The sequence below is a fragment of the Aeromonas sp. XH genome, from assembly GCF_033348475.1.
GTDB lineage: Bacteria > Pseudomonadota > Gammaproteobacteria > Enterobacterales > Aeromonadaceae > Aeromonas > Aeromonas sanarellii.
On sequence record NZ_CP137630.1, the window covers coordinates 2,307,719 to 2,334,413 of the forward strand.

Consider the following 26,695-nt stretch of genomic DNA (forward strand, 5'->3'; position numbering starts at 1 on the left):
GGATATGACAGAGGGGCCCTTGGGCCCCTCAGGTTGCACGGCTGCGGCTGCGTCAGAGCGCCTTGCGCAGGATCCGCTCCAGGTAGTCGGCGAAGTTGTGACCGTGATGCTCCAGCAGTTTCGGGAACATGGAGATGGAGGTCATGCCCGGGAAGGTGTTGATCTCGTTGAGCAAAATCTCCCCCTCTTCGGTCAGGAAGAAGTCGATGCGCGACAGGTGGGTCAACTTGAGTTGACAGAACGCCTTGAGGGCGTACTCGTGGATGGCATCGGCCTGGGCCTGGGTCAGCCCCTCGGCCCGCAGCGCGGTCTCGGTGTGGCTGGCGCTGCTGTACTTCTCTTCGTAGGTGTAGAACTTGTCCTGGGGCACGCAGATCTCCCCGGGGTAGGTCGCCACCAGCTCGTCACCGTACTGGTAGACCGCCACTTCCAGTTCGCGGGGTTTGACCGCCTTCTCGATCAGTACCTGCTCGGAATAGCCGAAGGCATCGGCAATGCCCTTCACCAGATCGGCCTCGTTGCTGGCGGAGTAGCAGCCCACGGAGGAGCCCTGGGACGCCGCCTTGATAAAGACCTTGCCCCACTTGGCCAGCGCGGCTTTCGCCTGCGCCTGCGCCGCGTCGTTTTGCTCGGTCAGGAACAGATAGGGGGTGTTGGGGATGCCGATGGCGGAGAGCCACAGCTTGGTGGTGATCTTGTTGAAGCAGATCTTGCTCGCCTCGGCGTCGCAGCCGAGATAGGGCAGGCCCGCCAGCTCCAGGAAGGATTGCAGATCGCCGGTCTCGCCCGGATAGCCGTGGATGCAGGGCACCACGTAGTCCACCGGACGGGCCACGCTGTCAAAGGAGAGCAGCTTGTCCAGCCCCAGCTTGCACTCACGGCCGTCGGCGCTGAGCCAGCGGTCGGCAAACATCTCGACCCGGGTCACTTCGACGCCGGGCAGGAGCCCGAGCTGTTTTTCGAGGAAATTGGCGCTGCGCAGCGAGACTTCGTGCTCGGAGCCACCGCCACCGCACAGCAGCAAGACATGCATGTTCTTCATTAGATGTGATCCCTTGGGAGAAGCGGCTTCGTCATCACCCTGTCAAAAACCAACCGAAGAGCCTGTTCGCCCCCGCCGGCGAGTACCGGCCGAAGGGCGAGCATGTTCCATCACAGGACGAAGCCGGAAACGAACATAAGTGCGGGCAGTGTAGCAAGGGAGGGGAAGCCTTGTCAGCCGATGGGACTGCCCTCCCCCCATCCAGACCCGTAAAAGTGCCCGTCTGTGTCAGAAACTGGGTGAAATGCGCTCAGCGCGGCGGATCGACCCGCCCGCCACCATTGCCGTTGACCCGAAACCAGCCGGCGATGCTGTAGCGCTCCTCGCTTGCGGGCAGCACCTCGTGGGGGAACTCCTCCGACAAGAACAACACCAGGCGCCCACCTCTGGGGGAGACGTCCATCAGGAACTGCTCGTTGTCGTCATAGACCCGCAATATTCCCCCCGCCTCTGGCTGCCAGCCGTTGTTCAGGTAAAACACCGAGGTGAGGCGGCGGTTGGAGCGCCCGGCGAAGGCATCGCGATGGGTGGCGTAGAAGTCGCCACGCCGGTAGCGGGCGAAGTGGGCCTCGTAGTCGAACAGCCCCAGCATCAGGCTGCGGTTGGCGGCCAGCCGCAGTGCCTCCATCCTCGCCAGATAGTCGGCCACCGGGGCGCCGAGGGAGGCGTCGAGCCAGTGGATCTGATCCCGACGGATATCGCGGTTGTCCTGATGCAGGGTCTCGCGCCCGATCCCCGCCGGTCGCCACTCGTCCGGCAGGCAAGCCTTGAGGGCATCCACCTCGGCGGCGATTAAAAAATCATCCACTATCACCCAACCCTGGGTGTAGATGGCATCCATGACGGCTTGATAGTCCAAGATAGGCTCACAGCGAGGGGAGAGAGTGCGCTTTGTAGCGACTTCGGACCATCGGCACAAACCGGATTGCTTCTCTTGAGAAGTCCCGCCATCAATAGGAGTCTGGGGGGCACAGACGCCCTCCCCCTTGCTCCCCGGCCCTCGGCCCGTTAACGTGCAAGGATTGTCCCCCGGGCGCCTTGTCGCCCCTCTTGCATCAGGAGAAACCATGCCCCTGCCCCTCATCCCCCTGCAACGACTCGATGGCACGCCCTGGTCCACCGCCGATCTGCAGGGCCGTGTCGTGCTGGTGGTCAACGTGGCAAGCCGCTGCGGTTTTACCCCCCAATACACCGGGCTTGAGGCCCTCTATCGCCAGTTCAGCCCCCAAGGCTTCGAGATCCTGGGCTTCCCCTGCGATCAGTTCGGCCATCAGGAGCCGGGCGATGCCGAGGAGATCGCCCGCTTCTGCTCGCTCGACTACCCGGTCAGCTTCCCCCTGATGGCCAAGTGCGAGGTCAACGGCGCCGGGGCCCACCCCCTCTATCGCTGGCTCAAGGAGCAAAAGCCGGGGCTCCTTGGCAGCGAGGCCATCAAGTGGAACTTCACCAAGTTCCTGATTGACCGTGAAGGCCGGGTGGTGGACCGCTTCGCCCCCCAGACCAGGCCGGAGGATCTGGTGCAGGCCATCGAGGGACTGCTCTGACGGGCGTCCGCCGAGGCGAAGCGGGCCCCTTTTCGCGCCCCCCTGGCCTTTCCCTACCGGGATGGCCGTGGCAACCCTGCTCGCGACACGGCTGCTGCGCGTGCGCCTCGCATCTGCTATATTACGCGCCCACTGTCTCTTGTGCGGTCGCTTTGCCGGGCTCAGGCCCAGCCTCGATGGCGACCCACCCTATTTTCCATGTCGTGACGGACCAAGGCTGCCGTCACCCGTTGAGCCCAAGGCTCGGAGTGTCCCTCGAACATGTCATTCAATGAACTGGGTCTGTCACCGCACATCCTGCGGGCCGTCAAGGAGCTGGGTTACGAACAACCCACCCCCATCCAGCAGCAAGCCATTCCCGCCATCCTGGCCGGGCAGGACGTGCTGGGCGGCGCCCAGACAGGCACGGGCAAGACGGCCGGTTTCACCCTGCCCATGCTTCATCGGCTGCTGGCCAACCATGGCCGTGGAGGTCGCCGCCAGGTGCGAGCCCTGGTGCTGACTCCGACCCGGGAGCTGGCCGCCCAGGTGGGCGAGAGCATCATCAAATATGCCCACCACCTGCCGTTTCGTACCCTGATCGCCTATGGCGGCGTCAGCATCAAGCCGAACCTGGACGCCATCAAGCTCGGGGTCGACATCCTGGTCGCCACCCCGGGCCGCCTGCTGGATCTGCTGACCCAGGGCGCCCTGACCCTGAGCGCCCTCGAGGTGCTGGTGCTGGATGAAGCGGACAGAATGCTCGACATGGGGTTCATCACCGACATTCGCCGCATCATGAAGGCCCTGCCGGAGGAACGTCAGACCCTGCTCTTCTCCGCCACCTTCTCCAATGACATCAAGGCGCTGGCGGACGATCTGCTCAAGGATCCCACCCTCATCGAGGTGGATCCCAGCAACACCGCCGCCGAGCAGGTAAGCCAGCGCATCATCCAGGTCGATCGGGAGCGCCGCCGGGAGATGCTCTCCCACATGATTGGCCGTGGCAACTGGCAGCGGGTGCTGGTGTTCGTGCGCACCAAGCAGATTGCCGACAGACTCGCCCAGCAAATGCAGAAAGATGGCCTGGATACGGTCGCCATCCACGGTGACAAGAGCCAGGGGGCCCGCAACCGGGCGCTGGCGGATTTTCGTGAAGGCAAGGTGCGGGTGCTGGTTGCCACCGACATCGCCGCACGGGGTCTGGACATCGATCAGCTGCCCCACGTGATCAACTTCGAGCTGCCCCAGATGGCGGAGGATTACATCCACCGCATCGGCCGCACCGGCCGTGCCGGGCGTGGCGGCGAGGCCATCTCTCTGGTGAGCCAGGACGAGCTGGGTCAGCTCAAGGAGATCGAGGCGCTGATCGGCCAATCCCTGACCGTGGAGATCCTGGAAGGGTACGAGCCGAGCGGCAAGCCGAGCCGCCAGACCCTACCGGGCAGCAAGCCGGTGCAAAACCCGCCCCGCGCCCGTGGCGCCGCCAATACCAAGGGTGGCAACGGCAAAACAACCGCAGGCAAGAGCAAGGCGAAGAGCGATGGCGGCAAGAAGCCAGCCCCAGCCCGCAAGCGGGAAGTGGTGGGCGAGGACATCGGTTTCGCCCCCATGCGCCGTCTACCCAAGGCCCAGCGGGGCGACTATCAGGACAACTCCAGCGAGGAGTGAGGGGGTGCGAGCCAAACCTCCTGAACAACAAAAAACCGCCCGAGGGCGGTTTTTTTATGCTCTGGCGCCCTTAACCGGCGGCCAAGGCCATGTGCAGCAGGGGATAGGGCTTGCCCTGGCCATCCAGGGGGGAGCGCCCCGTCACCTCGAAGCCCATCCGTCGGTAAAACCCACAGGCCCCTTCGTTTTGCTCGTTCACATCCACCCGGCGCGCCCCGAGATTGGCGATGGCATGGGCCACCAGTTGGCGACCCACCCCCTGCCCCATCCCGGCGGGGGCGACGAACAGCATCTCGATATTGCCCTCGGCCACCCCGATAAAACCGACGATCTCGCCATTGTCTACTCTGGCACAGTTCAGCGTCACGGCATCGAAATAGTGCTCCAGGATCAAGGGCCTCAGGGCCGCTATGTCGGCTTCTTGCAGGAAGTGGTGGCTGGCGCGCACCGAGGCCTCCCAGATGGTGATAAGGGTTGGGTGATCGCACTTTTGTGCGGCGTCAATTTTCATCGCTACCTCAATATGTTGCGGATAACAGCCCACGCCTTTGATGATGCAGCAGTCCATGGGACTTATTGCGGCGCCTTGATAACAAACCCTTTCTCGATGCCGGCCTTGAAACCGAGTCCCTCATAGAGGCGATGAGCGGCCTCCCGCCCCTCCCCTGAGAGCAGCATCACCTTGTAGCAATGCAGCTCCCAGGCCAGCGCCAGGGTATGCTCCAGCAACTGATGGCTGAGCCCCTGGCGGCGAAACGCGGCGCCCGTGATCACATGCTCTATGATGCCGAAGGGTCGGCCGCCGTTGGTGAGGGTCGGGATCACCCCGAGCTGGCAGCTGGAGGCCAGCTGGCCCTCCACCAGGGCCACCATGATGCGGGTATGGGGCAGATCAAGCATCGCCGCCAATCCCTCGCAGGCCCCTTGCTCGTCGAGCACGGGGTCCTGAGGCCTGAGTTCCTGATAAAGGGCCAGCAGCCCGGCCAAGTCCTGCGCCTCACACTCTCTTATCACCACTGTCGTCATCATGCTGATCTCCCTTGGCATCGATATCAGGCGGGTCTTGGGGCAAACATGATGATGGCCATGCCGATCAGGGCCACCCCGGCCCCCACCAGATCCCACAGGCTGGGTTTGATGCCATCCACGGCCCAGAGCCAGAGAATGGCCACGAAGATGTAGACGCCGCCATAGGCGGCATAGACGCGGCCAGCGGCGGTCGGGTGCAATGAGAGCAGCCAGGCGAACAGGGCCAGGCTCAGGGCCGCGGGCAGCAGCAGCCAGACGCTCTTGCCCTGGGTCAGCCAGAGATAAGGGAGATAACAGCCCAGGATCTCGGCAACCGCAGTCACCAGAAACAGGGCCAGGGTCTTGAGTTCAACCATGAATACTCGGGATCCTTGCAGGCAGAATGGACTTCTTGTGGCAAATCATACTGTTATATCCAGCCACTGCAATCGGCTTTCGAGGTGCACGGTTCAGGGCACGGGAGGCAGATGGCGGAGCGCGAACAGGATCGAGGAACATCATGCGCTTGGCATGGCGTGCGGTAGGTATAGAGGGTATGCAAACAGGGGGTAGAAAGCCGACAGGGAACGGGCTGCGCTGTGCTTAAAAACAGTCAGGCCCGCCGAAGCGGGCCTGACGACAGGATTAGCGGGTCTTGACCGCCTGCAGCAGCACGGAGACATCCGGCCCGAAGCGGCGGGCTCGGATGGCCTCCTGGATATCCTGCTCGTCGTAGCGACTGGCGGGGTAGACCACCACGCAGGCGGTGTCACCGGGAGCGAGGAAGTGGGTCTCGCCAAAGGGGGTGTAGCGGGTGGCGCCAATGCTGATGAGTGCATGGGCCGGGCATCCCGCCTGGGCCAGCAGCCCCTGGATATGCTCGGCCGGCCCCTCGTCCTGCTGATGGTTGAACTTGCCGATGGCCCAGTCTAGCAACTGCTGATGGAAGTAGCTGTAATCCACCGCCGCGCTGTCGATCCCGTAGGGATGCAGCTCACCGCCGCGCTCCAGGTAGCAGGCGATGCGGTAGTCATCGAGCTCGCATCCTGCGGCAAAGTGGGTCAGGGGCAGCAGGTTCGCGGCCAGCCCCTTGCTCTCTTCACCCCAGTTCTTCTTCTCGCTGATCTTGTTGGCATTGGGGCGACGGATGGAGCAGTCGTTGTAGGCGCCAAACGCCTTGGGATGGATGGCCACCACCTGCTCCCCCGTGTACTCCAGCTCGCACCACAGTGCCACCTCGGGTTCAATCTGCACCTTTTCGTCCCCGCTCACCGCCGCCTCCGGCAGGAAGATGGCCTCGCCGCTCAGGGGAAAGACCCCGAGCTGGCCGGGATGGTTCGGCACATAGAAGGGGAACAGCGCCTTGGGGGCGACCTTGTCGTCAACCTTGACGGCGACGAAATCCGCCGCCTCCCCTGCCTGCTCCAGGTGACCGGCGAAGTTGCCCGCCACGCCCAGTCCGATAAAGGGGGTCTGTGAGGTGATCTGCATCTGTGGCTCCACTGGCGCGGCCGGGGCCGCCGCCTCGTTGTCGTTGTCGTTGTTCAGGGCGGCAATACCGCCAAAGAGGGAGCTTATTAGAGCACAGCCCCCGTACGGCGCCCAGCCACCGGGCCACAAGCTGTGCACCAGGGCGGATTTTCCCTCACCATCTGGTCATAAAGTCGGCAGTCGATGCGAAGCTGTGATCCCGATGCTTGGGAGAGCCCGGCACTTTTGCTAGGCTGCCCTATTCATTTGCCGTTCGGGAGCCGTCGCAAGGCCATGACCACCCACTTTCAGGGGCGCTTCGAGGTGGAGTTCAAATACCGCCTGACGGACAGCGCCGCCTTTGTGCATACCCTCACGGCCCTCGGCCCCGAGGTGATGGTGGCGGACAATCATGAGCAGGACTGCTACTTCGACACGGCAGACGGCGCCCTGGCTCGGGCAGAGAAGAGCCTGATCATCCGCACCATGGCCCCCAGCGGCATCCGGCTCTGGATAGTCAAAGGGCCCGGACCCGATCGCTGCGAGGCGGTCAACATCACCGACGCCGACAAGGCCGCCAGCATGGTGCGCACCCTGGGCTACCAGCCGGTGCTGACCATCGACAAGCGGCGCAGCATCTACTTCCTGGGTCCCTTCCACGTCACCCTGGACAGTCTGGCCGGCCTTGGCGACTTCGCCGAGCTGGCCATCATGACCGACGACGAGGCCGCCCTGCCCGCCCATCGCGCGCAGCTGCAGACGCTGGCCGCAAGGCTGGGGCTCACCCCCGACATGCTGGAGACCCGCTCCTATCGCACCCTGTGCGAGCAGCGGGCCTCCCTTTGACAAGAGGACTCTGCCCATGATCGACAAACTGGCCTGGCTGACCTTCAAGGAGGGGCAACTGTTGTGCGCCCGCTCCCACGGCAAGGCCCTCTACTACATTCCCGGCGGCAAGCGCGAGCCGGGCGAGAGCGACGAGGCCGCCCTGGTGCGCGAGATCGAGGAAGAGCTGGCGGTCAGGCTCCACCCCGAGACTCTGCGCCTGGCCTGCGAATTCAGCGCCCAGGCGGATGGCAAGCCGCAAGGGGTGAATGTCAATCTGCGTTGTTACACGGGGGACGCCGACGGTACTCCCGTCGCCTCGGCGGAGATCGCCGAGCTGCGCTGGCTCGACAGCCGTCACCAGGACCAGATCTCCCCCGTCTCCCGCCTGCTGTTCCAGTGGCTGGCGGAGCAGGGCCTGATCCGCTAAGGCTGAACACCGTTTGACAGGCGTGCGGTCGCCCTAGCGGGCGGCGCCTCCCGTGAAAGATGATCCCGAGTGGGTCAAGTGAGAAGATGAGGAGTTTCAATGGAGATCCTTGAGGTCGATAGCACCAGAGGCATCAAACCGGCGCTGATCACCCTGCTGCAAGATTGCGTGGCCAGCGGTGCATCCGTGGGCTTCCTGCCCCCCCTGCAGGAAGAGCAGGGGCTGGTGTACTGGCAAGGCATCGAAGGGGAGTTGGCCGACGGAGTGCGCAGGCTCTGGGTGGCGTTCGATCAGCATCACCTGATCGGCGCCCTGCAACTCTCCCTGTGCACCAAAGCCAACGGCGGCCACAGGGCCGAGGTGGAAAAACTGATGGTGCACAGCGAGGCCCGTGGCAAGGGAGTGGGCCGCGCCCTCATGCAGGCCATGGAGCAGGGAGCCCGGGATGCCGGGCGCAGCCTGCTGGTGCTGGACACCCGGGTCGGCGACGTGGCCTCCACCCTCTATCGTCAGCTCGGCTATCAGGAGGCCGGCCAGATCCCGAATTTCGCCCGCAATGGGGACGGCACCCTGGCCGCCACCCAGTTCTTCTACAAGCAGCTCTGAGGCAGGCGCCGATCGGCGGCCTCCCCATACAACCAGGCCAGCCCTCGGGCCGGCCTTGTCCATGGGGCCGCGGCTTGCCGGCATGGCGCGGCTCTCTCCCTCTTCCCGTTCAACCAGATCCCATTGGCAAGGAGCCAGCATGATATTGGAAGTCGCCCACCTGCAGATCATTCCCGGCCAGGCCCCCGCCTTCGAGCAGGCGTTCGAGGAGGCCCAGCGCATCATCAGCGCCATGCCGGGCTACAAAGGGCACCAGTTGCAGTGCTCATTGACCGATCCCCACCGCTACCTGCTGCTGGTCCGGTGGCAGCGGCTCGAGGATCATACCCAGGGGTTTCGGGGCTCTCCCCAGTATCAGGAGTGGAAGGCCCTGCTGCACCACTTCTACGACCCCTTCCCCACGGTCGAACACTTTCAGGACGCAACACCGATCAGCGCCGCAAGCTAAGCCTTGATTAGCGTGGCCTGTCACGGGCTGATCAACTTCTTCAGGCCAGGCACTCTGCCCGATGGGCGATCTGCGGCTCGGCGAAGGCCGACTGGGCCGCGATCAGCTGCAGCTCGTAAGCCTGTGTCTGCCAGGTCTGGCGCAGCACCGCATCCACCGCGGCGTTGGTGCGCTCAAACGCACTCACCGCATCAAACCCCGCCTGCAGATTGGCCAGCATCAGGGCGCTGATGAGATCCCCCACCCCCACCGGCTGGCGGGCAAAGTCGTAGAGCGGGCGCGCGATAAGGTAATCCCCCTCTGGGGTGGCCAGCAGCATCTCGAAGCGCCCGGCCACGCTTGCGGCGCGGCCCAGGTGCTTGACCAGCACCATCTTGACGCCGCTGTCCAGCAGCTGGTGCGCCGCGGCGCGGGTCTGGGCCAGGGTCGCCAGATGAACGCCGCACAGGGTCTCCAGCTCCAGCAGGTTGGGAGCCATGATGTCTGCCACCGGCAGCGCCTTCTCCGTCAGGAAGCGGGTGACGCCCGGAGCGACTATGCAACCCTTCTCCGGGTGCCCCATGACGGGATCGCAGAAGTAGATGGCCGCCGGATTGGCCGCCTTGACCGCCGCCACTACCGCCAGGATCTCGTCCCCCTGCTCCGCCGACCCCAGATAGCCGCTCAGCACCGCATCGCAACCCCCCAGCACCTCTATGTTGCCGAGCCCCTGACAGAGGGCACCGATATGGCCCGCCGGCATCGCCATCCCCTGCCAGCCCGCCTCGTACTGGGTGTGGTTGGAGAACTGCACCGTGTTGATGGGCCAGACCTCCATGCCGAGACGGCGCATGGGAAACACGGCGGCGCTGTTGCCGGCACAGCCGAACACCACGTGGGACTGGATAGAGAGAATGCGTTTCATCGAAACCACCGCACAAGAAGCATGAGAAAACAGGCAATATATCGGATGAGGAGACGGCGCATCCAGCAATTACCGCCATCAACCTCTATTTATGCTTGAGAAGCCGGGATCTGCGGCAGATTTGGCCACCAGGATGTAGCCATCCCCCGCTCTGCCGCTCTCCTGCCATGCCACCCCGACACAAACCGCTATTGTCACCAGGCATTGTCAGGTCTATCGAGACTCTTGTTTGATGGCATATGAGATGTGTTTTTAAACAGGTGATGATGCCGGGGCCAGAGTCCGAAGGTTCACAGGAGAGTGGACGACAGGGGGCAGCACGGAAATGCTGTCCCCTGTCTGGGCCCCTCAATCCCGGGCGAAGTGGTAGATCCAGCCCTCGTCCAGGGCCAAGTCGGCCACTGGCGACACCAGGGGAGGCAGCGAGGAGACGCGCCCCCCGGCCGCATACTGCAGGGCCATCAGGGCGCAGAGGGCGGCATCGTAGAGATCGGTGCCCGGCACCAGGGAGGCCGGCAGATGGGGCTGCAACTCGGGCCGCACCGCCGAGGCCTTGCCCCCCACCTTGGCCAGGGCGGGATAGACTTCCAGCACGGCGCGATCCGCCTCCCTCACCTGTTTTGGCACCAGCTGCAGATCACCGAGGCGCGGCAGCATGGAGAGCGCCAGGGTGGCGTTGTTGCCCAGCCTGTCGAAGGTGGCCGAGAGCGGCTTCTTGCCGTACTGCTCATGGAGCCAGCGTTCGCAGTCCCGATAGGCGTAAGGGTTGTCTATCTCCCGCTGGGGCACGGCACACTCGGGCCCCCGCCCCGCCAGCAGCTCGCCGAGGGCTCGTGGAAATGCCAGGGGGGCGTCGATGCCGAGCGCGAGGTGCGGGCAGGCCAGAACCTGCATCAGCGCCATCTCGTCTTGCAGCGCCGGACGCAGCAAGGCGTCCAGATCCGGCGCCACCCGGGAGCTCAGCCGAAACAGCGGGGAAATGCCGAGCCAGTGCAGGCGCCGCTCGCGAGCCTGCCAGCCCACCACGGCCACCGCCTGGGCATTGCCCTGCCAGCCCCTCACATCCCAGCCGATGCCGATGGCATCCATGTGTTCCGTTGTCATGCCCCTGTCACCTCCACGCACTATTGATGAAGCACAGGGTAATGACTGCCCCTCCTAAAGCAAGGGGCGGCGGCACGGTTAGAAGGATTTCTTGAAGTTCACCAGGGGCAGTATGGGGAAGATGCCGTTCTCGGCGTAGTTGGCGAGGCCTATCTGCAGGCCGTCGAGGTGCCTGGTGGCATTGATGAAACCGAGCTGGAAGGTGGTGCGCTCGGCATAGTTGACGAAGCCGACGTTGGCCAGGGCGTTGCCCTGCGCCACGTTGACCGCCCCCCAGTTGAGGCCCTGCACGTTGTTGGTCAGGTTGACGAAGCCCAGGTTGAGCCCGGTGTCCTGACCCTGGTGCCAGTTGACGGCGTTGATGGCCACACCGCCGAACTGGTGGCGCACCCGGCCTGCGCCAAAGAAAACGCCAAGCTGCAGGCCGGTGAACTGATCCACGTCGGAGAGGGCGAACACCGGCAGATCGATGCCCTTCACCTGACCGGTCCGGCCATAGAGGAGGGAGGCGCGCGCCCCTTCCACCTGGTGGGACGAGGGCAGATTGACGCCGGGCAGGGAGATCTGGACCGGGGTGCTGGCCTGGGCCGCGCCAGCGAGGAGCAGTGTGCTGCCGAGCAGCAGGGCAAGAGGCTTCATCGGGCATTCCTTGAGGATCGGAGTGATGTCCAAGGGTATCAGCCCATGATCGGCGGAACGAGGTCCCGCCACCCCCCTTGCGTCACCTCTCGTCTGAATCCGTGGCGACTGACAGAAAAATTCAAACAGAAATTAACATTTATGTCATTTACACCAAAGCCGATTTGGTTGCAGAATGCTCAAACGTGTGTTTGAACAGAGCAAACAACACGGAGACAGGGATGACGTGCCGTACCCGCAAGAAGGGCCACATGGCCCACAACAATACTGTTCTGCCGAACTGGAGACCCATGATGAATATGGACGTGATCAAGAGCTTTACCGAGCAGATGCAAGGCTTTGCCGCCCCCCTCACCCGCTACAACCAGCTGCTGGCCAGCAACATCGAACAGCTGACCCGGTTGCAGCTGGCCTCCGCCAACGCCTACGCCGAACTGGGCCTCAACCAGTTGCAGGCCGTGAGCAAGGTGCAGGATGCCCAGAGCCTGGCGGCTCTCGGCACGGTGCAGCTGGAGACCGCCAGCCAGCTCTCCCGCCAGATGCTGGATGACATCCAGAAGCTCAACGCCCTCGGCCTGCAGTTCAAGGAAGAGCTGGATGCCCTGACCGCGGACGGCATCAAGAAGAGCACGGGCAAGGCCTGATAACCCCTGGCTGCCCGTCCGGGCAGCCACATCTCCCCACGACACGAGTGCGCGGGCCCCTGCCCGCCTCGGGTGTGGGTGAAGGAGAACACATGAGCCAACCATCTTACGGCCCGCTGTTCGAGGCCCTGGCCCACTACAATGACAAGCTGCTGGCCATGGCCAAGGCCCAGACCGAGCGCACAGCCCAGGCCCTGCTGCAGACCAATCTGGACGATCTGGGCAAGGTGCTGGAGCAGGGCAGCCAGCAACCCTGGCAGCTGATCCAGGCCCAGATGAACTGGTGGCAGGATCAGCTCAAGCTGATGCAGCACACCCTGCTCAAGAGCGCGGGCCAGGAGAGCGACCCCGTGATCACCCCGGAGCGCAGCGATCGCCGCTTCAAGGCCGACGCCTGGAGCGAACAGCCCATCTTCGATTATCTCAAGCAATCCTATCTGCTCACCGCCAGACACCTGCTGGCCTCGGTGGATGCCCTTGACGGCCTGCCCGAGAAGAGCCGGGAGCGGCTGCGGTTCTTCACCCGCCAGTACATCAACGCCATGGCTCCCAGCAACTTCCTGGCCACCAACCCGGAACTGCTCAGGCTCACCCTGGACTCCGACGGCCAGAACCTGGTGCGCGGGCTGGCCCTGCTGGCCGAGGATCTGGAACGCAGCGCCGATCAGCTCAACATCCGCCTGACCGACGAGTCCGCCTTCGAGCTCGGGCGGGATCTGGCGACCACCCCGGGCCGGGTGGTGCATCGCACCGAGCTCTTTGAGCTGATCCAGTACAGCCCCACCACGGAAACCGTGGGCAAGACCCCGGTACTGATCGTCCCCCCCTTCATCAACAAGTACTACATCATGGACATGCGGCCCCAGAATTCCCTGGTGGCCTGGCTGGTCGCCCAGGGCCAGACGGTGTTCATGATCTCCTGGCGCAATCCGGGCGTGGATCAGGCCCAGATCGATCTCGACGACTACGTGGTGGACGGGGTCATCGCCGCCCTGGACGCCGTGGAGGCGGCCACCGGCGAGCGGGAGGTGCACGGCATCGGCTACTGCATCGGCGGCACTGCCCTCTCCTTGGCCATGGGATGGCTGGCGGCCCGGCGCCAGAAGCAGCGGGTACGCAGCGCCACCCTGTTCACCACCTTGCTCGACTTCTCCCAGCCCGGGGAGCTCGGCATCTTCATCCACGAGCCCATCATAGCGGCGCTCGAGGCCCAGAATGAAGCCAAGGGCATCATGGACGGTCGCCAGCTGGCGGTCTCTTTCAGCCTGCTGCGGGAGAACAGCCTCTACTGGAACTACTACATCGACAGCTACCTCAAGGGCCAGAGCCCGGTGGCCTTCGATCTGCTGCACTGGAACAGCGACAGCACCCATGTGGCGGGCAAGACCCACAGCAGTCTGCTGCGCCGTCTCTACCTGGAGAACCAGCTGGTGAAGGGGGAGCTCAGGATCCGCAACACCCGCATCGAGCTCGCCAAGGTGAAGACCCCGGTGCTGCTGGTGTCGGCCGTGGACGATCACATCGCCCTCTGGCAGGGCACCTGGCAGGGCATGGCGCTGTTCGGCGGCGAGCGGCGCTTCCTCCTGGCCGAGTCGGGCCATATCGCCGGCATCATCAACCCGCCGGCGGCCAACAAATACGGCTTCTGGCAGAGCGAGATCGAGGCCGGCAGCCCAGAGGCGTGGCTGGCGGGCGCGACCCACAGCACCGGCTCCTGGTGGCCCGAGATGATCCGTTTCATCCAGGGCCGTGACGAGGGGGCCGAGCCCGTCCCCGCACGCGTGCCGGCCGAAGGGCTGGAGGCGGCGCCAGGCAGCTACGTCAAGGTGCGGCTCAACCCGGTGTTTGCCAGCGCCCAGCAGGAGGATGCAGCATGAATGTACCAGCCCTCGCCGTGGGCCAGAAGGCGCGTCTGACCAAGCGGTTCGGGGAGGCCGAGGTCTCGGCCTTTGCCGGCCTGTCCGAGGACTTCAACCCCCTGCACCTGGATCCGGCCTTCGCCGCCACCACGCCGTTCGAGCGTCCCATCGTCCACGGCATGCTGCTGGCGAGCCTCTTCTCGGGGCTGCTGGGCCAGCAGTTGCCGGGCAAGGGGAGCATCTACCTGGGCCAGAGCCTCAGTTTCAAGCAGCCGGTCTTCGTCGGCGACGAGGTGACGGCCGAGGTGGAGGTGACCGCCCTTCGCAGCGACAAGCCCATCGCCACCCTGACCACCCGCATCTTCACCTCAAGTGGCGCCCTCGCCGTGACGGGGGAAGCCGTGGTCAAGCTGCCTTAAGCTCCGGCGGCAAGCAGACACAATCAGCCCGGTCCCTGCCGGGCTGATTGTACTCCCCCGCGACCCTCGCCTCCTTTTTCGGGGCAATTCGGCCCAGGTCCTTTCCCTGCCCCGCCTAACTGCCTAAAATGAGCCCCCGCTGTTTTCAGCCATTCATCCAGCTAGAGGATTTCCCATGGAGACGTTTCTGCTCGAAGGTCACCCCTTCGTTGCCTTGTGTGACCTGATCAAGCATCAGGGTTGGGCCGATTGCGGCGGTGCGGCCAAGGCGCTGGTCGCCGAGGGCCTGGTGGAGGTGGACGGCCAGGTGGAGACCCGCAAGCGCTGCAAGATAGTCGCCGAGCAGGTGGTCAACTTCAACGGCATGAAAGTCGTGGTGAAAGAAGGCGTCAGCCCCGAGATCCTCTGATCCCTGCTTGAATAAGGGCGCCAACGCGCCCGTTAGTATTCAGCTGGCCTTGATCGACAGGGTCAGCACAAAGCGGGCCATCGCCTCATCCCCGTTGCGCGACGGGCAGGTGGCCACTACCTGGATGGGACGGTTGATGCGCTGACCGCTCGCCAGGGACTCGTCTATCATGGCGTCGATAAGCTCCCCCGCCTCGCAGTCAAACTGCACGTCCCCCTCGGGGCGCTTCAGGAACTCCCCCTGCACGTCCTTGAAGGCGAAGTGCACCTTCTTGCGCCGCGCCCGCCCCTTCTCCATCACCAGCAGGCCCCCCACCAGATCGGCGCCGGTGGCGAGCGCCCCGAAATACATGCTGCCAAGGTGGTTGCGGGTGCGCCAGCCCAGCGGAATGCGGATGCGCAGCGCCCTGGCGTTCATCTCTTCGATGACCGGGGCGCAGAAGCCGATGACGGGAATGTAGCGCCAGGCGAACAGGCGCAGGGCGAGGTTGGCTTTGAGGCGTTGCAGGTCCATTGCAAACTGATCCGATGAGTGAGTGTGACCGAAATGTTGCCAGCCCCCTCCCCAATAGACAAGCCCCCACTCTCCACCCTGTGAGCAAGCCCCCAAAGGTATTTGCCTGATCCATGCCGCAGGCCAGTGGCATTTGACTGGTCAATGGCACTGCCCCCTGCGACCGAACGCCGTGAATGCGCTCTATTGAGTCCTTATTTTTAGCGGTCCCTCGATCGCGCCCGGCGCCGGATGACGGGAGCATGACAGCCCTAGCCGAATGAAACGCAACGACAAATTCTTCCCCCTGGGTGCTAGCCCAGGAACCTGGCCACGCCACTGACAATAGTCACAGTAACCAAATGCCCGACCCCTCGCTAGGCTCTTGCAGGCTCGTGACTGGCCGGATGGCACCGAGCCATACGACACCAATCTCAACATAAGGACAGAGAGATGAGTAACGTGCAACAGCTGTTCAACGGGGGCGAAAGCGCCGGCACCTTCCAGCTCAATTTCAACAACAACCGGGCCTTTGAGCTGTTTGGCCGGGAGTACCTCAAGTGCTACGCCAACCTCGGCGTCAAGGGCCGGATGAGCAAGCCCCTGCCCACCGGGCCGCTGAGCTACACCGTCGACTTCGCCATGGACTGCGGCTGCAGCTCTGTGCTGCTCGACTTCAACCTCGCCTACAAGAAGACCTTCGGCAACCAGGCGCAGGCCCCCCTGTGGCGCGAGTCCGATTACGAGGCCGAGATCGTGCTCTGCCAGCTGGTGCGCGAGGCCCCGGCCAGCCGTCTGAACCACCATGACCAGTTCGCCGAGGCCGAGGCCTTCTTCAACGACGTCAACCTGCCCGACACCGTCCGGGCGGTGGGCAATGATCCCTATGCCGACAAGGACGGCCTGGTGGAGTTCATCGTGGCCAACGAGCTGCTGGACGATCCCGCCGTCATGGCCAGGCTGGCGGAGCAGAAGGCCTACCTCATCGCCATCACCTCTGTGGTCACCGCCTACATCAACCGCTACGCCGAAGCCTATGGCGAGCAGTACAAGACGGACGCGGATCTCTGGGCCAGGGCCCTCTCCAAGATCCCCCTGATGGGGCCGAGCAAGATCGATCAGCAGAGCTACAGCCGCCACATCAAGGGGCTCAGCATCGCCACCGATTTCATCAACTTCATCATGGACGTGGTGGTGAGCCAGGGCACCACGGCGCTGGCGAGCTTCAACAAGTTCCTGCAAAAGCAGGGGGATGCCATCCGCTTCGGGGTGGAGAACAACAAGGACTTCTACAAGACCATCACCGTGGGGGTCACGGTGGAGGTGTTCAGGGTGGGCAACGAGCTGGTCTATGTGCCGAAGATCAAGCAGTACCGCGTCAACTTCGACCGCCAGAACAGCAAGTTCACCTCCGCCTGTGCCAGCGCCGAATTCGTCGACATCTACTTCAACTACCTCTATGCCGCCAACGTATTCGACTACGAGGCCTTGAAGGATCCGGAGATCAAGCGCGACTTCGACAACTTCATCCAGAAGCAGCGCAAGGCGCAGATCGAGGAGGCGGACACCTTCTTCAATGACGACTTCCCGCCCCTGGAGCCCAAGCTGGTTGCCCGCAGCAAGGCCACGGTGTAACCCCCCCAATCAAAACAGCCGGCAGATGCCGGCTGTTTTCTTCATGAAAGGCCTCAGGCCCGCTTCTCTTCGAGCCAGGCCCCCTGGCTCTGCATCTCGAACAGCTGGGCGTAGTGGCCTCCCTCGGCCATCAGCTCGTTGTGGGTACCGCGCTCGCTCACCTGGCCGCGGGAGAGCAGCAGGATCTCGTTGGCATCGACTATGGTGGAGAGGCGGTGGGCGATGGCGATGGTGGTGCGGCCGCGGCGCGCCGCCGCCAGCGCCTGGGAGAGCGCCAGCTCGGTCTGGGAGTCCACGCTCGCGGTCGCCTCGTCCAGGATGAGGATGCGCGGATCCCCCACCAGGGCGCGGGCAAAGGAGAGCAGCTGGCGCTGGCCGGCGGAGAGGTTCTTGCCCCCCTCCTCCATCAGGGTGGCCAGGCCATCCGGCAGGCGGCGCACGAAGTCGGCCAGTTGCACCTCCTCCAGGGCCTGCCAGAGCCGTTCCTCCACGATGCCGTCACGCCCAAGGCGCAGGTTTTCTGCCAGCGTCCCGACAAAGATGAAGGGATCCTGCTGCACCAGGCCGATGCTGCGGCGCACCGCTGCGAGCGACAGCCCCGTCATGGGGTGATCATCGAAGTGGATCGCCCCCTGATCCAGGGGGTAGAAGCCCATCAGCAGGCTGATGATGGTGGACTTGCCGCTGCCGGTGTGGCCCACCAGCGCCAGCATCTGGCCGGGCCGGGTGGCGAAGCTCACGTCCCTCAGCACGGGCTGCTCCCCGTCGTAGGAGAAGCTCACCCCCTCGAAACGCACCCGCCCCTCAAGGGGGAGCGTCTCGCCCTTAGTGCTCTCGCGGGGTTCGTCGAGCAGGGTGAAGACCCGCTCCCCCGCCACCATGGCCTGCTGCAACTGGTTGAGCTGGTTGGTCATCTCGATGAGGGGCTCGATCATCCGCCCCAGATAGCTGATGAAGGCGTAGAGCACCCCCACCTGGATGGCTCCTGCCGTGCTCAGCCCCTCGTGGGCAAACAGGGCAAGCAGGCCGATGAGCACCATCATGTAGAAGAGATCGATGAGGGGGCGCAGCAGGATGCCGTTGATCTTGAGGCTCTTGATCCGCGCCTGCCAGTGCTGCTGGTTCACCCCGGCGAAGGCGTTGGCGAAGTGATGCTCCTGCACCATGGCCTGGATCACCGGCATCCCCTGCAGCGACTCGTTGAGGCGGCTGTTGATGTCGGAGAGCAAGGAGCGGGTCGCCCGCACCACGGGCACGCTCAGGCGCTGATAGAGCCACATCACGGCCCCCACCGCCGGCAGCAGGGTGGCGCACACCAGCATCAGGCGCAAGTCCAGCAGCGCCATGGAGAGGAGGATGCCGCACAGGAGCACCACCTTCTGCACCAGGAGCCCTATCACCTGGACGTAGAGGTTCATGATCGCCTCGGTGTCGTTGGTGATGCGGGAGATGAGGGAGCCGGAGCGGTGCTTGTCGAAGTAGCGGGCAGGCAGCCGGATGGCGGTGGCGAACACCTGCTCGCGCAGGCGCTGCACCACCGCCTGGGCGATGCGGTTGAAGCGCAGGGATTGCAGATAGAAGCCGGCCGCCGAGAGCACCTGCAAGCCGAGATAGCCCGCCGCGATGGCGGCGATCCCCCCCCACTCCAGTCGGCGCGGCGCCAGGTAGTCGTCGATGAAGAGCTTGATGAGCAAGGGGCCCGCCACCTCGGCACCGGTCGCCAGCAGCAGGCAGATGCCCGCCTGCACCAACCAGCGGGGATAGTGGGTGCAGTAGGCCAGCAGGCGTTTGATCGTGGGATTCACAGACTTGCCTCCAGCGCAGCGTTCCAATGGGATTGACTCTCTTTGCTCCCCTCTCCCCTCGCAGGAGCAGGGTTGGGGATGAGGGGAACCACTCGTCTCATCATCAAACTCACAGGCTCTCCTCCACGTCTTGTTCCAGGCGCTGATAGCGGACCATGTCCGCGTACCAGCCGTTGTGGATCATCAGGGCGTCGTGACGGCCTCGCTCGCTGATCTCTCCCTGCTCCAGCACCAGGATCTCGTCCGCCTGCTCCACCGCCGTCATGCGGTGGCTGACCAGGATGAGGGTGCGCTTGTGGGCCTTGAGCGCCAGCAGGATCTGCTGCTCGGTGTGGGCATCCACCGCCGACAGGGCGTCGTCCAGCACCAGGATGGGGGCATCCAACAACAGGGCGCGGGCGATGGCGAGCCGCTGCTTCTGGCCGCCGGAGAGGGTGACGCCCTTCTCCCCCACCTCGGTCTCATAGCCTCTGGGGAAGCGGACGATGTCGTCGTGCACGCAGGCGATGCGGGCCACCCGCTCTATCTCCTCCTGGCTGGCGTCCGGCCGGCCAAGGGCGATGTTGGCGGCTATGGTGGTGGAGAACAGGAAGGGCTCCTGCGGCACATAGGCAAACTGGCTGCGCAACGCCTCCAGAGAGAGCTGCTCTATGGCCTGCCCCCCCATGGTGATCTGTCCGGCCCCCGGGTTGGCCAGACGCATCAGGAGCTTGAGCAGGGAACTCTTGCCCGCCCCGGTGCGTCCCACTATGCCCAGCATGCCGCCCCTTGACAGGGTGAAGTCTATTCCCAGCAGCAGGGTGCGCGACTCCAGCCGGTATGCCACCCCCTTCATCACCAGGGGGAAGGGCGAGGTGAACGGCAGCGGGGAGGAAGGCTCCTCGATGTCGCTGCGCTCGCCGAGCAGGCTCTCGATGCGCGAGTAGGCGGCGCTGCCCCGCTCGATGATGTTGAACAACCAGGCGATGGCGAACATGGGCCAGATGAGCTGGCCCAGGTACATGGTGAAGCTGGTGAGCTCCCCCAGGGTCAGCTCATCACGCAGCACCAGGGCACTGCCGCCCGCCACCGCCAGGAAGTAGGAGCAGCCGATGCACAGGTAGATGACGGGGTCGAACTTGGCGTCGATGCGGGCCACCGCCATGTTGCGCTCCCCCGCCTGACGGGTCAGCTCGGCAAAACCCTGATCCTCGAGGGACTCCACCGCATAGGATTTCAGTACCCGCACCCCGGAGAGGGCCTCCTGGGTCTTGTTGTTGAGGCGGGAGAAGGCCCCTTGAGCCGCCTTGAACTCCTTGTAGATCTGGGTGCCAAAGCGGTTCATGAAGAAGGCCATCACCGGCAGGGGCAGCAGGGAGAGCAGGGTCAGCTGCCAGGAGTACTGGCTGCACATGATGGAGAGCACCAGGATACCGACGATGAAGGAGTCCACCAGGGTCAGCACCCCCTCCCCGGCCGTCATCTCCACCGCCTGGATGTCGTTGGTGGCATGGGCCATCAGATCGCCGGTGCGGTGGCGCTGGTAGAAATCCGGGCTCATGCGGGTGAAGTGGGTGAACAGCCGGTTGCGCAGCACGTAGGCGAGGCGATAGGAGGCGCCAAACAGCATGACCCGCCACACGTAGCGCAGCAGGTAGATAAGCAGGCCCAGGCCGAAGAGCCCAGCCAGATAACCGGTGAGGGTGCTGCCGTCGAGCCCGCCCTTGGCGATGCCATCCACCACCCAGCCCACCACCTTGGGGGGGATCACGGTCAACAGGGCCACCAGCATCAGCAATGAGATGGCCACCAGATAACGCCGCCACTGATCCTTGAAAAACCAGCCTAGCCGCAGAAATACGCTCACAGAGAAGTCCTTGGTCGCGGCGCGCTGCCGCGTGATCGTGAAAAAAGCCCAATACAATCGCCCCCGTGGCGGGGGCGATTGGGTCGATCATCATAGCCTGAAGCGGGCGACTTGAGAACGATTGCTATCTTTGCCCCTCAGATCCGCTTGTCGGAGGAGGAGAACGGGAAGGCGACCGACTCCTGCTGCTCCCCGGTGAGCAGGAAGTGGGACACCTCCTCCCGGGTCTGGGTGAAGACCTGCTGCAGCTGGTTCAGATCCCCCTCGCTCAGCTCCTCCTGCAGCCGCAGCCGCCACTCCAGCTCCCCGGCCAGCAGTTGCAGGCGGGAGGCGGAGATGTTGGCCGACACCCCCTTCAGGGTGTGCAACAGCCGGCACGCCACCTCGGGCTGCTGGCGGCGCAGAGCGGAGCGGATGTCCCACAGATCGTCCTTGTGTTCGGAGAGGAACAACTTGAACAGGATCTGCAGCGCCTCCCTGTCCTGCTCCAGCCGGCGCAGGGCATCGTCCAGATCCAGCACCCCCATCAGAGCCGGCGGCTTGACCTCGAGGGGCACCTTGGACTCCCCGCCGCTGCTCTTCACCCACTGCAACAGGTTGTTGTAGAGATCCAGCTTGCTGACCGGCTTGGTGACATAGCCGTTCATGCCCACCCCAAGGCAGCGCTCCCGATCCCCGGGCATGGCGCTGGCGGTCAGGGCGATGATGGGCACGTCGTGCTTGTCCACCATCTTGCGGATCTGGCGGGTCGCATCCAGCCCGTCCAGCACCGGCATCTGCAAGTCCATCAGGATGACGTCGAACGGCTGCTCCGCCACCTGCTCCACCGCCTCGCGTCCGTTGTCCACCACGGTGACCTTGGCCTCCACCCGGCGCAGGTATTCCAGGATGAGCTGCTGGTTGACCCTGTTGTCTTCGGCCAGCAGCACCCGGGTGCCGCGCAGCAGATCGCGAAAATGCTGCTGATCCCCCTGCACCTCGGCCTGGCGGACCTTGCTGTCGTGGGAGCTGCCATTGAGCAGCTCGTCCACCTTGGCCAGCAGGGCGTTCTCTGTCATCGGCTTGGCCAGGAAGTGGGTCAGCCCCATGCTCTCCATGCGCCCGTGCAGCCCCTCCCTGGACCAGGCGCTGGTCATCAGGATGGGCAAGCGCCGCCACTGGCTGTGCTGGTACATCTCGAGCGCAAGATCCAGGCCGTCCTCCTGACCCATGCGCCAGTCGAGGATGGCGAGCCGGATATGGTGCCCCTCCTCGCGCAGCACCTGGCGGGCGCGGGAGAGGCTGTTGACCGCGATCACCGAGGCGCCGGCACGGCCCAGGATGTCCTTGGCCAGCTCCAGCACCAGTTCGTTGTCATCCATCATCAGGATGAGGGGCTGGTGATCGAAGAATACCCGGCGCCCGGAGACCCCGTAGACCGCCTGGGACATGGGGATCTCGAACCGGAAGGTGGACCCCACCCCGGGCTTGCTCTGCACCCGGATCTCGCCCCCCATCAGTCCCACCAGCCGCTGGGAAATGTTGAGGCCCAGCCCGGAGCCGCCGTATTTGCGGGTGTTGCCCGCCTCCAGCTGGGTAAAGGGCTGGAACAGCTGCGCCACCTTCTCCGGTGCGATGCCGATGCCGGTGTCCCGCACGCTGAAACAGACCCGCATGGGGTGCTGGTTGACCAGGGTGATGGCCACCTCCACCTCCCCCCGCTCGGTGAACTTGATGGCGTTGTTGACCAGGTTGACCAGCACCTGGCCGAGGCGCAGCGGATCCCCGCGCAGGAAGTCGGGCACGGCGGGGGACTTGTTGATGATGACCTCGATCTGCTTGCGCTCCGCCAGATCCGCGAACATGGCGGCCAGGGAGTCGAGCTGTTCGCTGAGATCGAAGTCGATCTCCTCCAAGGTCAGTTTGCCGGACTCCACCTTGGTGAGATCCAGGATGTCGTTGATGAGCAGCAGCAAGGTGTCAGACGAGGATTTTATCTTGTTGAGATAGTCCCGCTGCTGCGGATCCAGGTTGGTCTGCAGCGCCAGGGCGCTGAAGCCGATGATGGCGTTCATGGGGGTGCGGATCTCGTGGCTCATGTTGGCCAGGAAGTCGCTCTTGGCCTGGGCCAGCAAGCCGGCATGGCGGGAAAGATCGCTCAGCTTCTGGTTGCGGCGCCACAGGGTCGCGGCCACCAGCGAGAAGCAGAGCAGCGCCCCCCCCAGCACCATCAGATAGAAGCGGCTCTTGAGGGAGGAGGCCAGCTCCAGCTTGCTCTGCTTCCAGGCCGGCAGCGAGCTCAGCCCCTTCATCTCGACGATCTGGTTGCGCAGGCGATGGTACTCCATCACCTGCTGGTTGAGCTCCTGGCTCAGCCGGACCACCGCCACCATCCTGGGCTGACCGCCATAGGTGTCCAGCAGTTGCTGCTGCAGTTGCAACAGGTGTTTCTGCTCGTTTGTGTCCCAGCTGCGCCTGAGATAGTGGCTCAGCCGGACAAGCTCGGTGAGGTCGCGGTATTGCCCCTCCCCGGCCGGCAGGGTCGTCTGCAGCGCCTTGAGCTGGCCCTGAAAGCGAGGCGCCAGATATTCTATGGTCATCTCCATGGTGTAGAGCCTGGCGAGATCCAGCAGATAACCGTCGATGTCCCGTTGCAGGGTCTGGGCGCCGGGATCCTCGGCCGACGCCGGATCGTCGCGCACCTGGCTCACGAACCGGTCCAGACTGCTCGACAGCAGGCTGAGACGCTGCTGCACGCTGCCATCGCTGGCCTTCTCGCGCCCCAGCAGATAAACGGTGTCGGTATTGACCCGATTGAGCACCAACTCCGCGGCCACACTCAGATCGAAGGCGCGTTGCTGCTGGCTGAGCAATTGCCAGCAATAGGCAGAAAACGCCAGCAGCGATACGATGATAAGGCCAAAGACCACACGATTGACCCGTGCCACACTCTTCATCCCGTCTCGATTCTCATGTCATGGTCGGCCATCCGGTGACACAGGGTCACGGCCGGAGGGCCCACTGTGAAAAACAACTGGGTGCTATGTTACCGTTAGTCGGCGCTCTGAATGCAATAAAGATGTTGCCGGGCCATGAAATAAGGAAGCAAATATGTCACTTGTCACTACCTATTGTAGCCAATGCTTTACCCGCAATCGCCTGCCCGCCGAAAAAACAGACTCAAATGCGAAGTGTGGTCGCTGCCAGCATCCCCTGTTCGCGTACACCCCCGTCACCGGCCGGCTGGCGCACTTCGATGCCCTGATCCAGTCCGACATTCCGGTGGTGGTCGACTTCTGGGCCAGCTGGTGCGGCCCCTGCCTGCAATTTGCCCCTGTCTTTCAGGAGACGGCCCGGGAGCTCGAACCCCGCATCCGTTTCGTCAAGCTCGACACAGAGCAGGAGGCGGCCATCGCCAGCCGCTACGCCATTCGCAGCATTCCGACTCTGATGATCTTCCGGCGGGGGGAGATCCTGGCCCAGCGCAGCGGGGCCCTGCCCAAGGGGATGTTCAAGGAGTGGCTGCTCTCCTTCGCGATCACGCCAAAATGAAAATGAAATGTTTGATTTGTGTTTAATTTCAGATCCATCTTCACTTGACTCTGTGAGTCGCCACATGGTTTGACCACAACCCCCTGTTTCAAACAGGGGCTTGAATGTAATCTCGGCAACACAACAACAACCATAAATTAACCGAGAGAACAACATGCCAACCTCTGCACTGCCTTCCACCCCCTCACGCTGGCTGGACATCAAGTCCGGGATCGTCATCCTGGATCTCCTGCTGCTCTGTGCCATGCTCGCCTGGCTCCCGTTTGATCCCATGGTCAACAAGGGGCTCGGCATCCTGATCTTCATCGCCATCCTCTGGCTGACCGAGGCGGTGAACATCACCATCACCGCCATCTCCATCCCGGTGCTCGCCACCCTGCTCGGGGTGTTTGACATGAGCAAGTCGCTGACCGACTTCGCCAACCCCGTCCTGTTCCTCTTCTTCGGCGGCTTCGCCCTCGCGGCGGCGCTCTCCAAGCAGGGACTCGATACCCAGATCGCCGGCAAGGTGATGCAGCTCGCCAAGGGGCACCTCGGCTGGGCCGCCATCGTGCTCTTCACCATCACGGCAGCCCTCTCCATGTGGATCAGCAACACCGCCACCGCCGCCATGATGATGCCGCTCGCCCTCGGCATGCTCAAGGGCCTGGATGTGCACAAGGAGCGTCGTACCCTGGTCTTCGTCCTGCTCGGCGTCGCCTACAGCGCCAGCATCGGCGGCATCGGCACCCTGGTGGGCAGCCCGCCCAATGCCATCGCCGCCGCCCAGATGGGCCTTGGCTTCACCGACTGGCTGAAATTCGGCATCCCTGTGGTGCTCATCTTCATGCCGGTGGGCATAAGCCTGCTCTACTGGGTGACCCGTCCCAATCTCTCCCACCAGGTCAGCACCGAGCGGGTCACCATAGAGTGGACAGGCCAGCGCAAGACAACTCTGCTCATCTTCCTCACTACTGTGCTGCTGTGGATCGGCTCCCAGCCCCTCGCCGCGGCGCTGGGCGGCATTCCCCAATTCGATACCCTGATCGCCATGGGTGCCATCCTGGCTATCGCCGTCAGCCGGGTCGCCAGCTGGGATGACATCAACCAGAACACCGACTGGGGCGTGCTACTGCTGTTCGGAGGCGGCCTCACCCTGAGCGCCATCCTGAAACAGACCGGGGCCAACGCCTTCCTGGCGGAGCACCTCTCCAGCGGCCTCTCCGCCATGCCCATCTTCGTCATCCTGCTCTGCCTAGCCGCCTTCGTGGTGTTCCTGACCGAGCTGGTCTCCAACACTGCCACCGCCGCCCTGCTGGTGCCGCTGTTCGCCGGGGTGGCCGAGGCGCTGGGGGTCTCCCCCGTGGTGGTGTCCGTGCTCATCGCGGTCGGCGCCTCCTGCGCCTTCATGCTGCCGGTGGCCACCCCGCCCAACGCCATCGTCTTTGCGAGCGGTCACATCCAGCAGCGGGAGATGATGCGGGCCGGTCTGGTGCTGAACCTAGTGTTCACCGTCATTCTGACCCTGCTCGCCTATTTCATGGGGGACATCCTCCACTGATGTTCGCCCGCAGGCGGCCCTGATGACCCTCAAAGCCCCGCTTCGCCGGGGCTTTGTTTTGCCCGCGGTCGCCTCCCTCATCGCGCCGACATGGCAACCAGCCCCCTCGGCTTCCCGGCCGTGCTCGCATTAACACTGCCTTAAGAAATCCCTCCCATGATGCAGGACAACGACAGGCGAGCCACCCGTGACGCGGAGGGCTCGACACATCACGACGAGAGGATCATGTCATGGGGAACACGATGCAGAGCGGCAATGAAATCAAGGTGTGGGACTGGGTGGTCAGGGGCTTTCACTGGGCCACCGTGCTTTTATGCGTGCTGAACCTCTTCATCCTCGAGGAGGGGGAGCGCAACCACCGTTATGCGGGATATGCGCTGGCAGGACTGCTGGTGCTGCGCATCCTGTGGGGGTTCATCGGCTCTTACCATGCCAGGTTTGCCCAGTGGTTGCCGACGCCGGCCGGCGTCATCGCCTATCTCAAGAGCACCCTGCAGGGACGGCATCCCTACTACGCCGGCCACAATCCGCTGGGCTCCCTGATGGTATTGCTGCTCCTGACCTGCCTGGTAGGCACCGCCGCGAGCGGGATCATGACCGAATACGGGCCGCTGGCGGGCAGCCATCTCATGGAGGAGGTGCACGAGTTCTTTGCCAAGGCGCTGCAGATCGCCATCTTCGTCCATGTGCTGGCGGTCATCGCCCTCGATCGCCTGGTGCGGGGGGATCTCGTCAGGGGGATGATCACCGGCAAAAAGCGCGTGCCGGCAGGCACCCGGGTGGTCGACAGACCCTGATGACAGAGCCCTGGAGCTGATGGCATAAAAAAACCCCGCATCGCGGGG

27 protein-coding genes are annotated in these 26,695 nt (G+C 64.0%); 14 read left to right on the forward strand and 13 right to left on the reverse strand.

Going from position 1 to position 26,695, the window contains the following annotated elements:
• Positions 1 to 52 precede the first annotated feature (52 nt).
• A complete protein-coding gene (locus R2B70_RS10745) occupies positions 53 to 1,042 on the reverse strand; it encodes a D-alanine--D-alanine ligase (RefSeq protein ID WP_318161443.1) in 990 nt (329 codons plus the stop codon).
• 250 nt (positions 1,043 to 1,292) lie between these two features.
• Positions 1,293 to 1,901 (reverse strand): 2OG-Fe(II) oxygenase, encoded by a 609-nt coding sequence (locus tag R2B70_RS10750; protein ID WP_318161444.1) that lies wholly within the window; start codon positions 1,899 to 1,901, stop codon positions 1,293 to 1,295.
• Between the two features lie 208 nt (positions 1,902 to 2,109).
• On the opposite strand from R2B70_RS10750, the gene R2B70_RS10755 reads away from it, so the two are divergent.
• Both R2B70_RS10755 and R2B70_RS10760 read left to right on the forward strand, forming a co-directional pair.
• Positions 2,110 to 2,586, forward strand: coding sequence for a glutathione peroxidase (locus R2B70_RS10755; protein WP_318161445.1), 477 nt, complete (start codon positions 2,110 to 2,112; stop codon positions 2,584 to 2,586).
• A 261-nt stretch (positions 2,587 to 2,847) separates the two neighbouring features.
• Complete coding sequence (locus tag R2B70_RS10760) at positions 2,848 to 4,236, forward strand: DEAD/DEAH box helicase (RefSeq protein ID WP_069651325.1); 1,389 nt, start codon at positions 2,848 to 2,850, stop codon at positions 4,234 to 4,236.
• Between the two features lie 70 nt (positions 4,237 to 4,306).
• On the opposite strand, the gene R2B70_RS10765 is transcribed toward R2B70_RS10760, so the two are convergent.
• The 4 genes from R2B70_RS10765 to R2B70_RS10780 form a co-directional block, all read right to left on the reverse strand.
• Positions 4,307 to 4,747 carry an acetyltransferase gene (locus R2B70_RS10765; RefSeq protein ID WP_167826382.1) on the reverse strand — a complete coding sequence of 147 codons (441 nt, stop codon included), beginning with the start codon at positions 4,745 to 4,747 and terminating at the stop codon, positions 4,307 to 4,309.
• 62 nt (positions 4,748 to 4,809) lie between these two features.
• Positions 4,810 to 5,265 carry a GNAT family N-acetyltransferase gene (locus R2B70_RS10770; RefSeq protein WP_318161446.1) on the reverse strand — a complete coding sequence of 152 codons (456 nt, stop codon included), beginning with the start codon at positions 5,263 to 5,265 and terminating at the stop codon, positions 4,810 to 4,812.
• Positions 5,266 to 5,288: 23 nt separating this feature from the next.
• Positions 5,289 to 5,621 (reverse strand): YnfA family protein, encoded by a 333-nt coding sequence (locus R2B70_RS10775; protein ID WP_039038590.1) that lies wholly within the window; start codon positions 5,619 to 5,621, stop codon positions 5,289 to 5,291.
• A gap of 268 nt (positions 5,622 to 5,889) precedes the next feature.
• Positions 5,890 to 6,735, reverse strand: a complete 846-nt coding sequence (locus tag R2B70_RS10780; protein ID WP_318161447.1) for a DUF5718 family protein — start codon at positions 6,733 to 6,735, stop codon at positions 5,890 to 5,892.
• Positions 6,736 to 7,008: 273 nt separating this feature from the next.
• Here R2B70_RS10780 and cyaB point away from each other — a divergent pair, with 273 nt between their 5' ends.
• From cyaB to R2B70_RS10800, 4 genes are all read left to right on the forward strand, one after another.
• Positions 7,009 to 7,560: a class IV adenylate cyclase gene (cyaB, locus tag R2B70_RS10785; protein WP_318161448.1), complete on the forward strand. Its 552-nt coding sequence runs from the start codon at positions 7,009 to 7,011 to the stop codon at positions 7,558 to 7,560.
• 16 nt (positions 7,561 to 7,576) lie between these two features.
• The gene (locus R2B70_RS10790) at positions 7,577 to 7,969 is read left to right on the forward strand and encodes an NUDIX domain-containing protein (RefSeq protein WP_318161449.1); all 393 of its coding nucleotides are present in this window, start codon (positions 7,577 to 7,579) and stop codon (positions 7,967 to 7,969) included.
• Positions 7,970 to 8,068: 99 nt separating this feature from the next.
• Positions 8,069 to 8,575 carry a GNAT family N-acetyltransferase gene (locus R2B70_RS10795; RefSeq protein WP_318161450.1) on the forward strand — a complete coding sequence of 169 codons (507 nt, stop codon included), beginning with the start codon at positions 8,069 to 8,071 and terminating at the stop codon, positions 8,573 to 8,575.
• A gap of 139 nt (positions 8,576 to 8,714) precedes the next feature.
• Positions 8,715 to 9,023 carry an antibiotic biosynthesis monooxygenase gene (locus tag R2B70_RS10800; protein ID WP_318161451.1) on the forward strand — a complete coding sequence of 103 codons (309 nt, stop codon included), beginning with the start codon at positions 8,715 to 8,717 and terminating at the stop codon, positions 9,021 to 9,023.
• A gap of 40 nt (positions 9,024 to 9,063) precedes the next feature.
• Here R2B70_RS10800 and pdxY read toward each other — a convergent pair whose 3' ends face one another.
• The 3 genes from pdxY to R2B70_RS10815 all read right to left on the reverse strand — a co-directional run bounded on the left by pdxY (position 9,064) and on the right by R2B70_RS10815 (position 11,670).
• Positions 9,064 to 9,927 carry a pyridoxal kinase PdxY gene (gene pdxY, locus R2B70_RS10805; protein WP_318161452.1) on the reverse strand — a complete coding sequence of 288 codons (864 nt, stop codon included), beginning with the start codon at positions 9,925 to 9,927 and terminating at the stop codon, positions 9,064 to 9,066.
• Between the two features lie 348 nt (positions 9,928 to 10,275).
• Complete coding sequence (locus R2B70_RS10810; protein WP_318161453.1) at positions 10,276 to 11,031, reverse strand: DUF429 domain-containing protein; 756 nt, start codon at positions 11,029 to 11,031, stop codon at positions 10,276 to 10,278.
• Between the two features lie 78 nt (positions 11,032 to 11,109).
• Complete coding sequence (locus R2B70_RS10815; RefSeq protein WP_318161454.1) at positions 11,110 to 11,670, reverse strand: VC2662 family protein; 561 nt, start codon at positions 11,668 to 11,670, stop codon at positions 11,110 to 11,112.
• A 293-nt stretch (positions 11,671 to 11,963) separates the two neighbouring features.
• On the opposite strand from R2B70_RS10815, the gene R2B70_RS10820 reads away from it, so the two are divergent.
• From R2B70_RS10820 to ybcJ, 4 genes are all read left to right on the forward strand, one after another.
• Positions 11,964 to 12,314: a phasin family protein gene (locus R2B70_RS10820; RefSeq protein WP_042076941.1), complete on the forward strand. Its 351-nt coding sequence runs from the start codon at positions 11,964 to 11,966 to the stop codon at positions 12,312 to 12,314.
• Positions 12,315 to 12,406: 92 nt separating this feature from the next.
• Entirely contained in the window at positions 12,407 to 14,191 is a 1,785-nt protein-coding gene (locus tag R2B70_RS10825; RefSeq protein ID WP_318161455.1) for a class I poly(R)-hydroxyalkanoic acid synthase, read from the forward strand.
• Positions 14,188 to 14,592 (forward strand): MaoC family dehydratase, encoded by a 405-nt coding sequence (locus R2B70_RS10830; RefSeq protein ID WP_209792525.1) that lies wholly within the window; start codon positions 14,188 to 14,190, stop codon positions 14,590 to 14,592. Before R2B70_RS10825 ends, R2B70_RS10830 begins: the two co-directional genes overlap by 4 nt.
• 175 nt (positions 14,593 to 14,767) lie before the next feature.
• A complete protein-coding gene (ybcJ, locus tag R2B70_RS10835) occupies positions 14,768 to 15,001 on the forward strand; it encodes a ribosome-associated protein YbcJ (RefSeq protein ID WP_010674882.1) in 234 nt (77 codons plus the stop codon).
• 39 nt (positions 15,002 to 15,040) lie between these two features.
• Here the strand turns inward: ybcJ and R2B70_RS10840 are convergent, their stop codons facing one another.
• On the reverse strand, positions 15,041 to 15,514 hold the full coding sequence (locus R2B70_RS10840) for a DUF4442 domain-containing protein (RefSeq protein ID WP_290435114.1): 474 nt from the start codon (positions 15,512 to 15,514) through the stop codon (positions 15,041 to 15,043).
• Positions 15,515 to 15,946: 432 nt separating this feature from the next.
• Between R2B70_RS10840 and R2B70_RS10845 the strand changes: the two genes are divergently transcribed.
• Positions 15,947 to 17,128, forward strand: a complete 1,182-nt coding sequence (locus R2B70_RS10845; RefSeq protein ID WP_209792528.1) for a hypothetical protein — start codon at positions 15,947 to 15,949, stop codon at positions 17,126 to 17,128.
• Between the two features lie 53 nt (positions 17,129 to 17,181).
• Here R2B70_RS10845 and R2B70_RS10850 read toward each other — a convergent pair whose 3' ends face one another.
• The 3 genes from R2B70_RS10850 to R2B70_RS10860 form a co-directional block, all read right to left on the reverse strand.
• A complete protein-coding gene (locus R2B70_RS10850) occupies positions 17,182 to 18,933 on the reverse strand; it encodes an ABC transporter transmembrane domain-containing protein (RefSeq protein ID WP_318161456.1) in 1,752 nt (583 codons plus the stop codon).
• A 109-nt stretch (positions 18,934 to 19,042) separates the two neighbouring features.
• Entirely contained in the window at positions 19,043 to 20,779 is a 1,737-nt protein-coding gene (locus R2B70_RS10855; RefSeq protein ID WP_042076949.1) for an ABC transporter transmembrane domain-containing protein, read from the reverse strand.
• Between the two features lie 137 nt (positions 20,780 to 20,916).
• On the reverse strand, positions 20,917 to 23,715 hold the full coding sequence (locus tag R2B70_RS10860) for a response regulator (RefSeq protein ID WP_042076950.1): 2,799 nt from the start codon (positions 23,713 to 23,715) through the stop codon (positions 20,917 to 20,919).
• A gap of 154 nt (positions 23,716 to 23,869) precedes the next feature.
• Between R2B70_RS10860 and trxC the strand changes: the two genes are divergently transcribed.
• From trxC to R2B70_RS10875, 3 genes are all read left to right on the forward strand, one after another.
• Positions 23,870 to 24,310: a thioredoxin TrxC gene (gene trxC / locus R2B70_RS10865; protein WP_042076951.1), complete on the forward strand. Its 441-nt coding sequence runs from the start codon at positions 23,870 to 23,872 to the stop codon at positions 24,308 to 24,310.
• 154 nt (positions 24,311 to 24,464) lie between these two features.
• A complete protein-coding gene (locus tag R2B70_RS10870) occupies positions 24,465 to 25,850 on the forward strand; it encodes an SLC13 family permease (protein ID WP_318161457.1) in 1,386 nt (461 codons plus the stop codon).
• Between the two features lie 242 nt (positions 25,851 to 26,092).
• On the forward strand, positions 26,093 to 26,647 hold the full coding sequence (locus R2B70_RS10875) for a cytochrome b/b6 domain-containing protein (protein WP_042076977.1): 555 nt from the start codon (positions 26,093 to 26,095) through the stop codon (positions 26,645 to 26,647).
• The last annotated feature ends 48 nt before the right edge of the window (positions 26,648 to 26,695 follow it).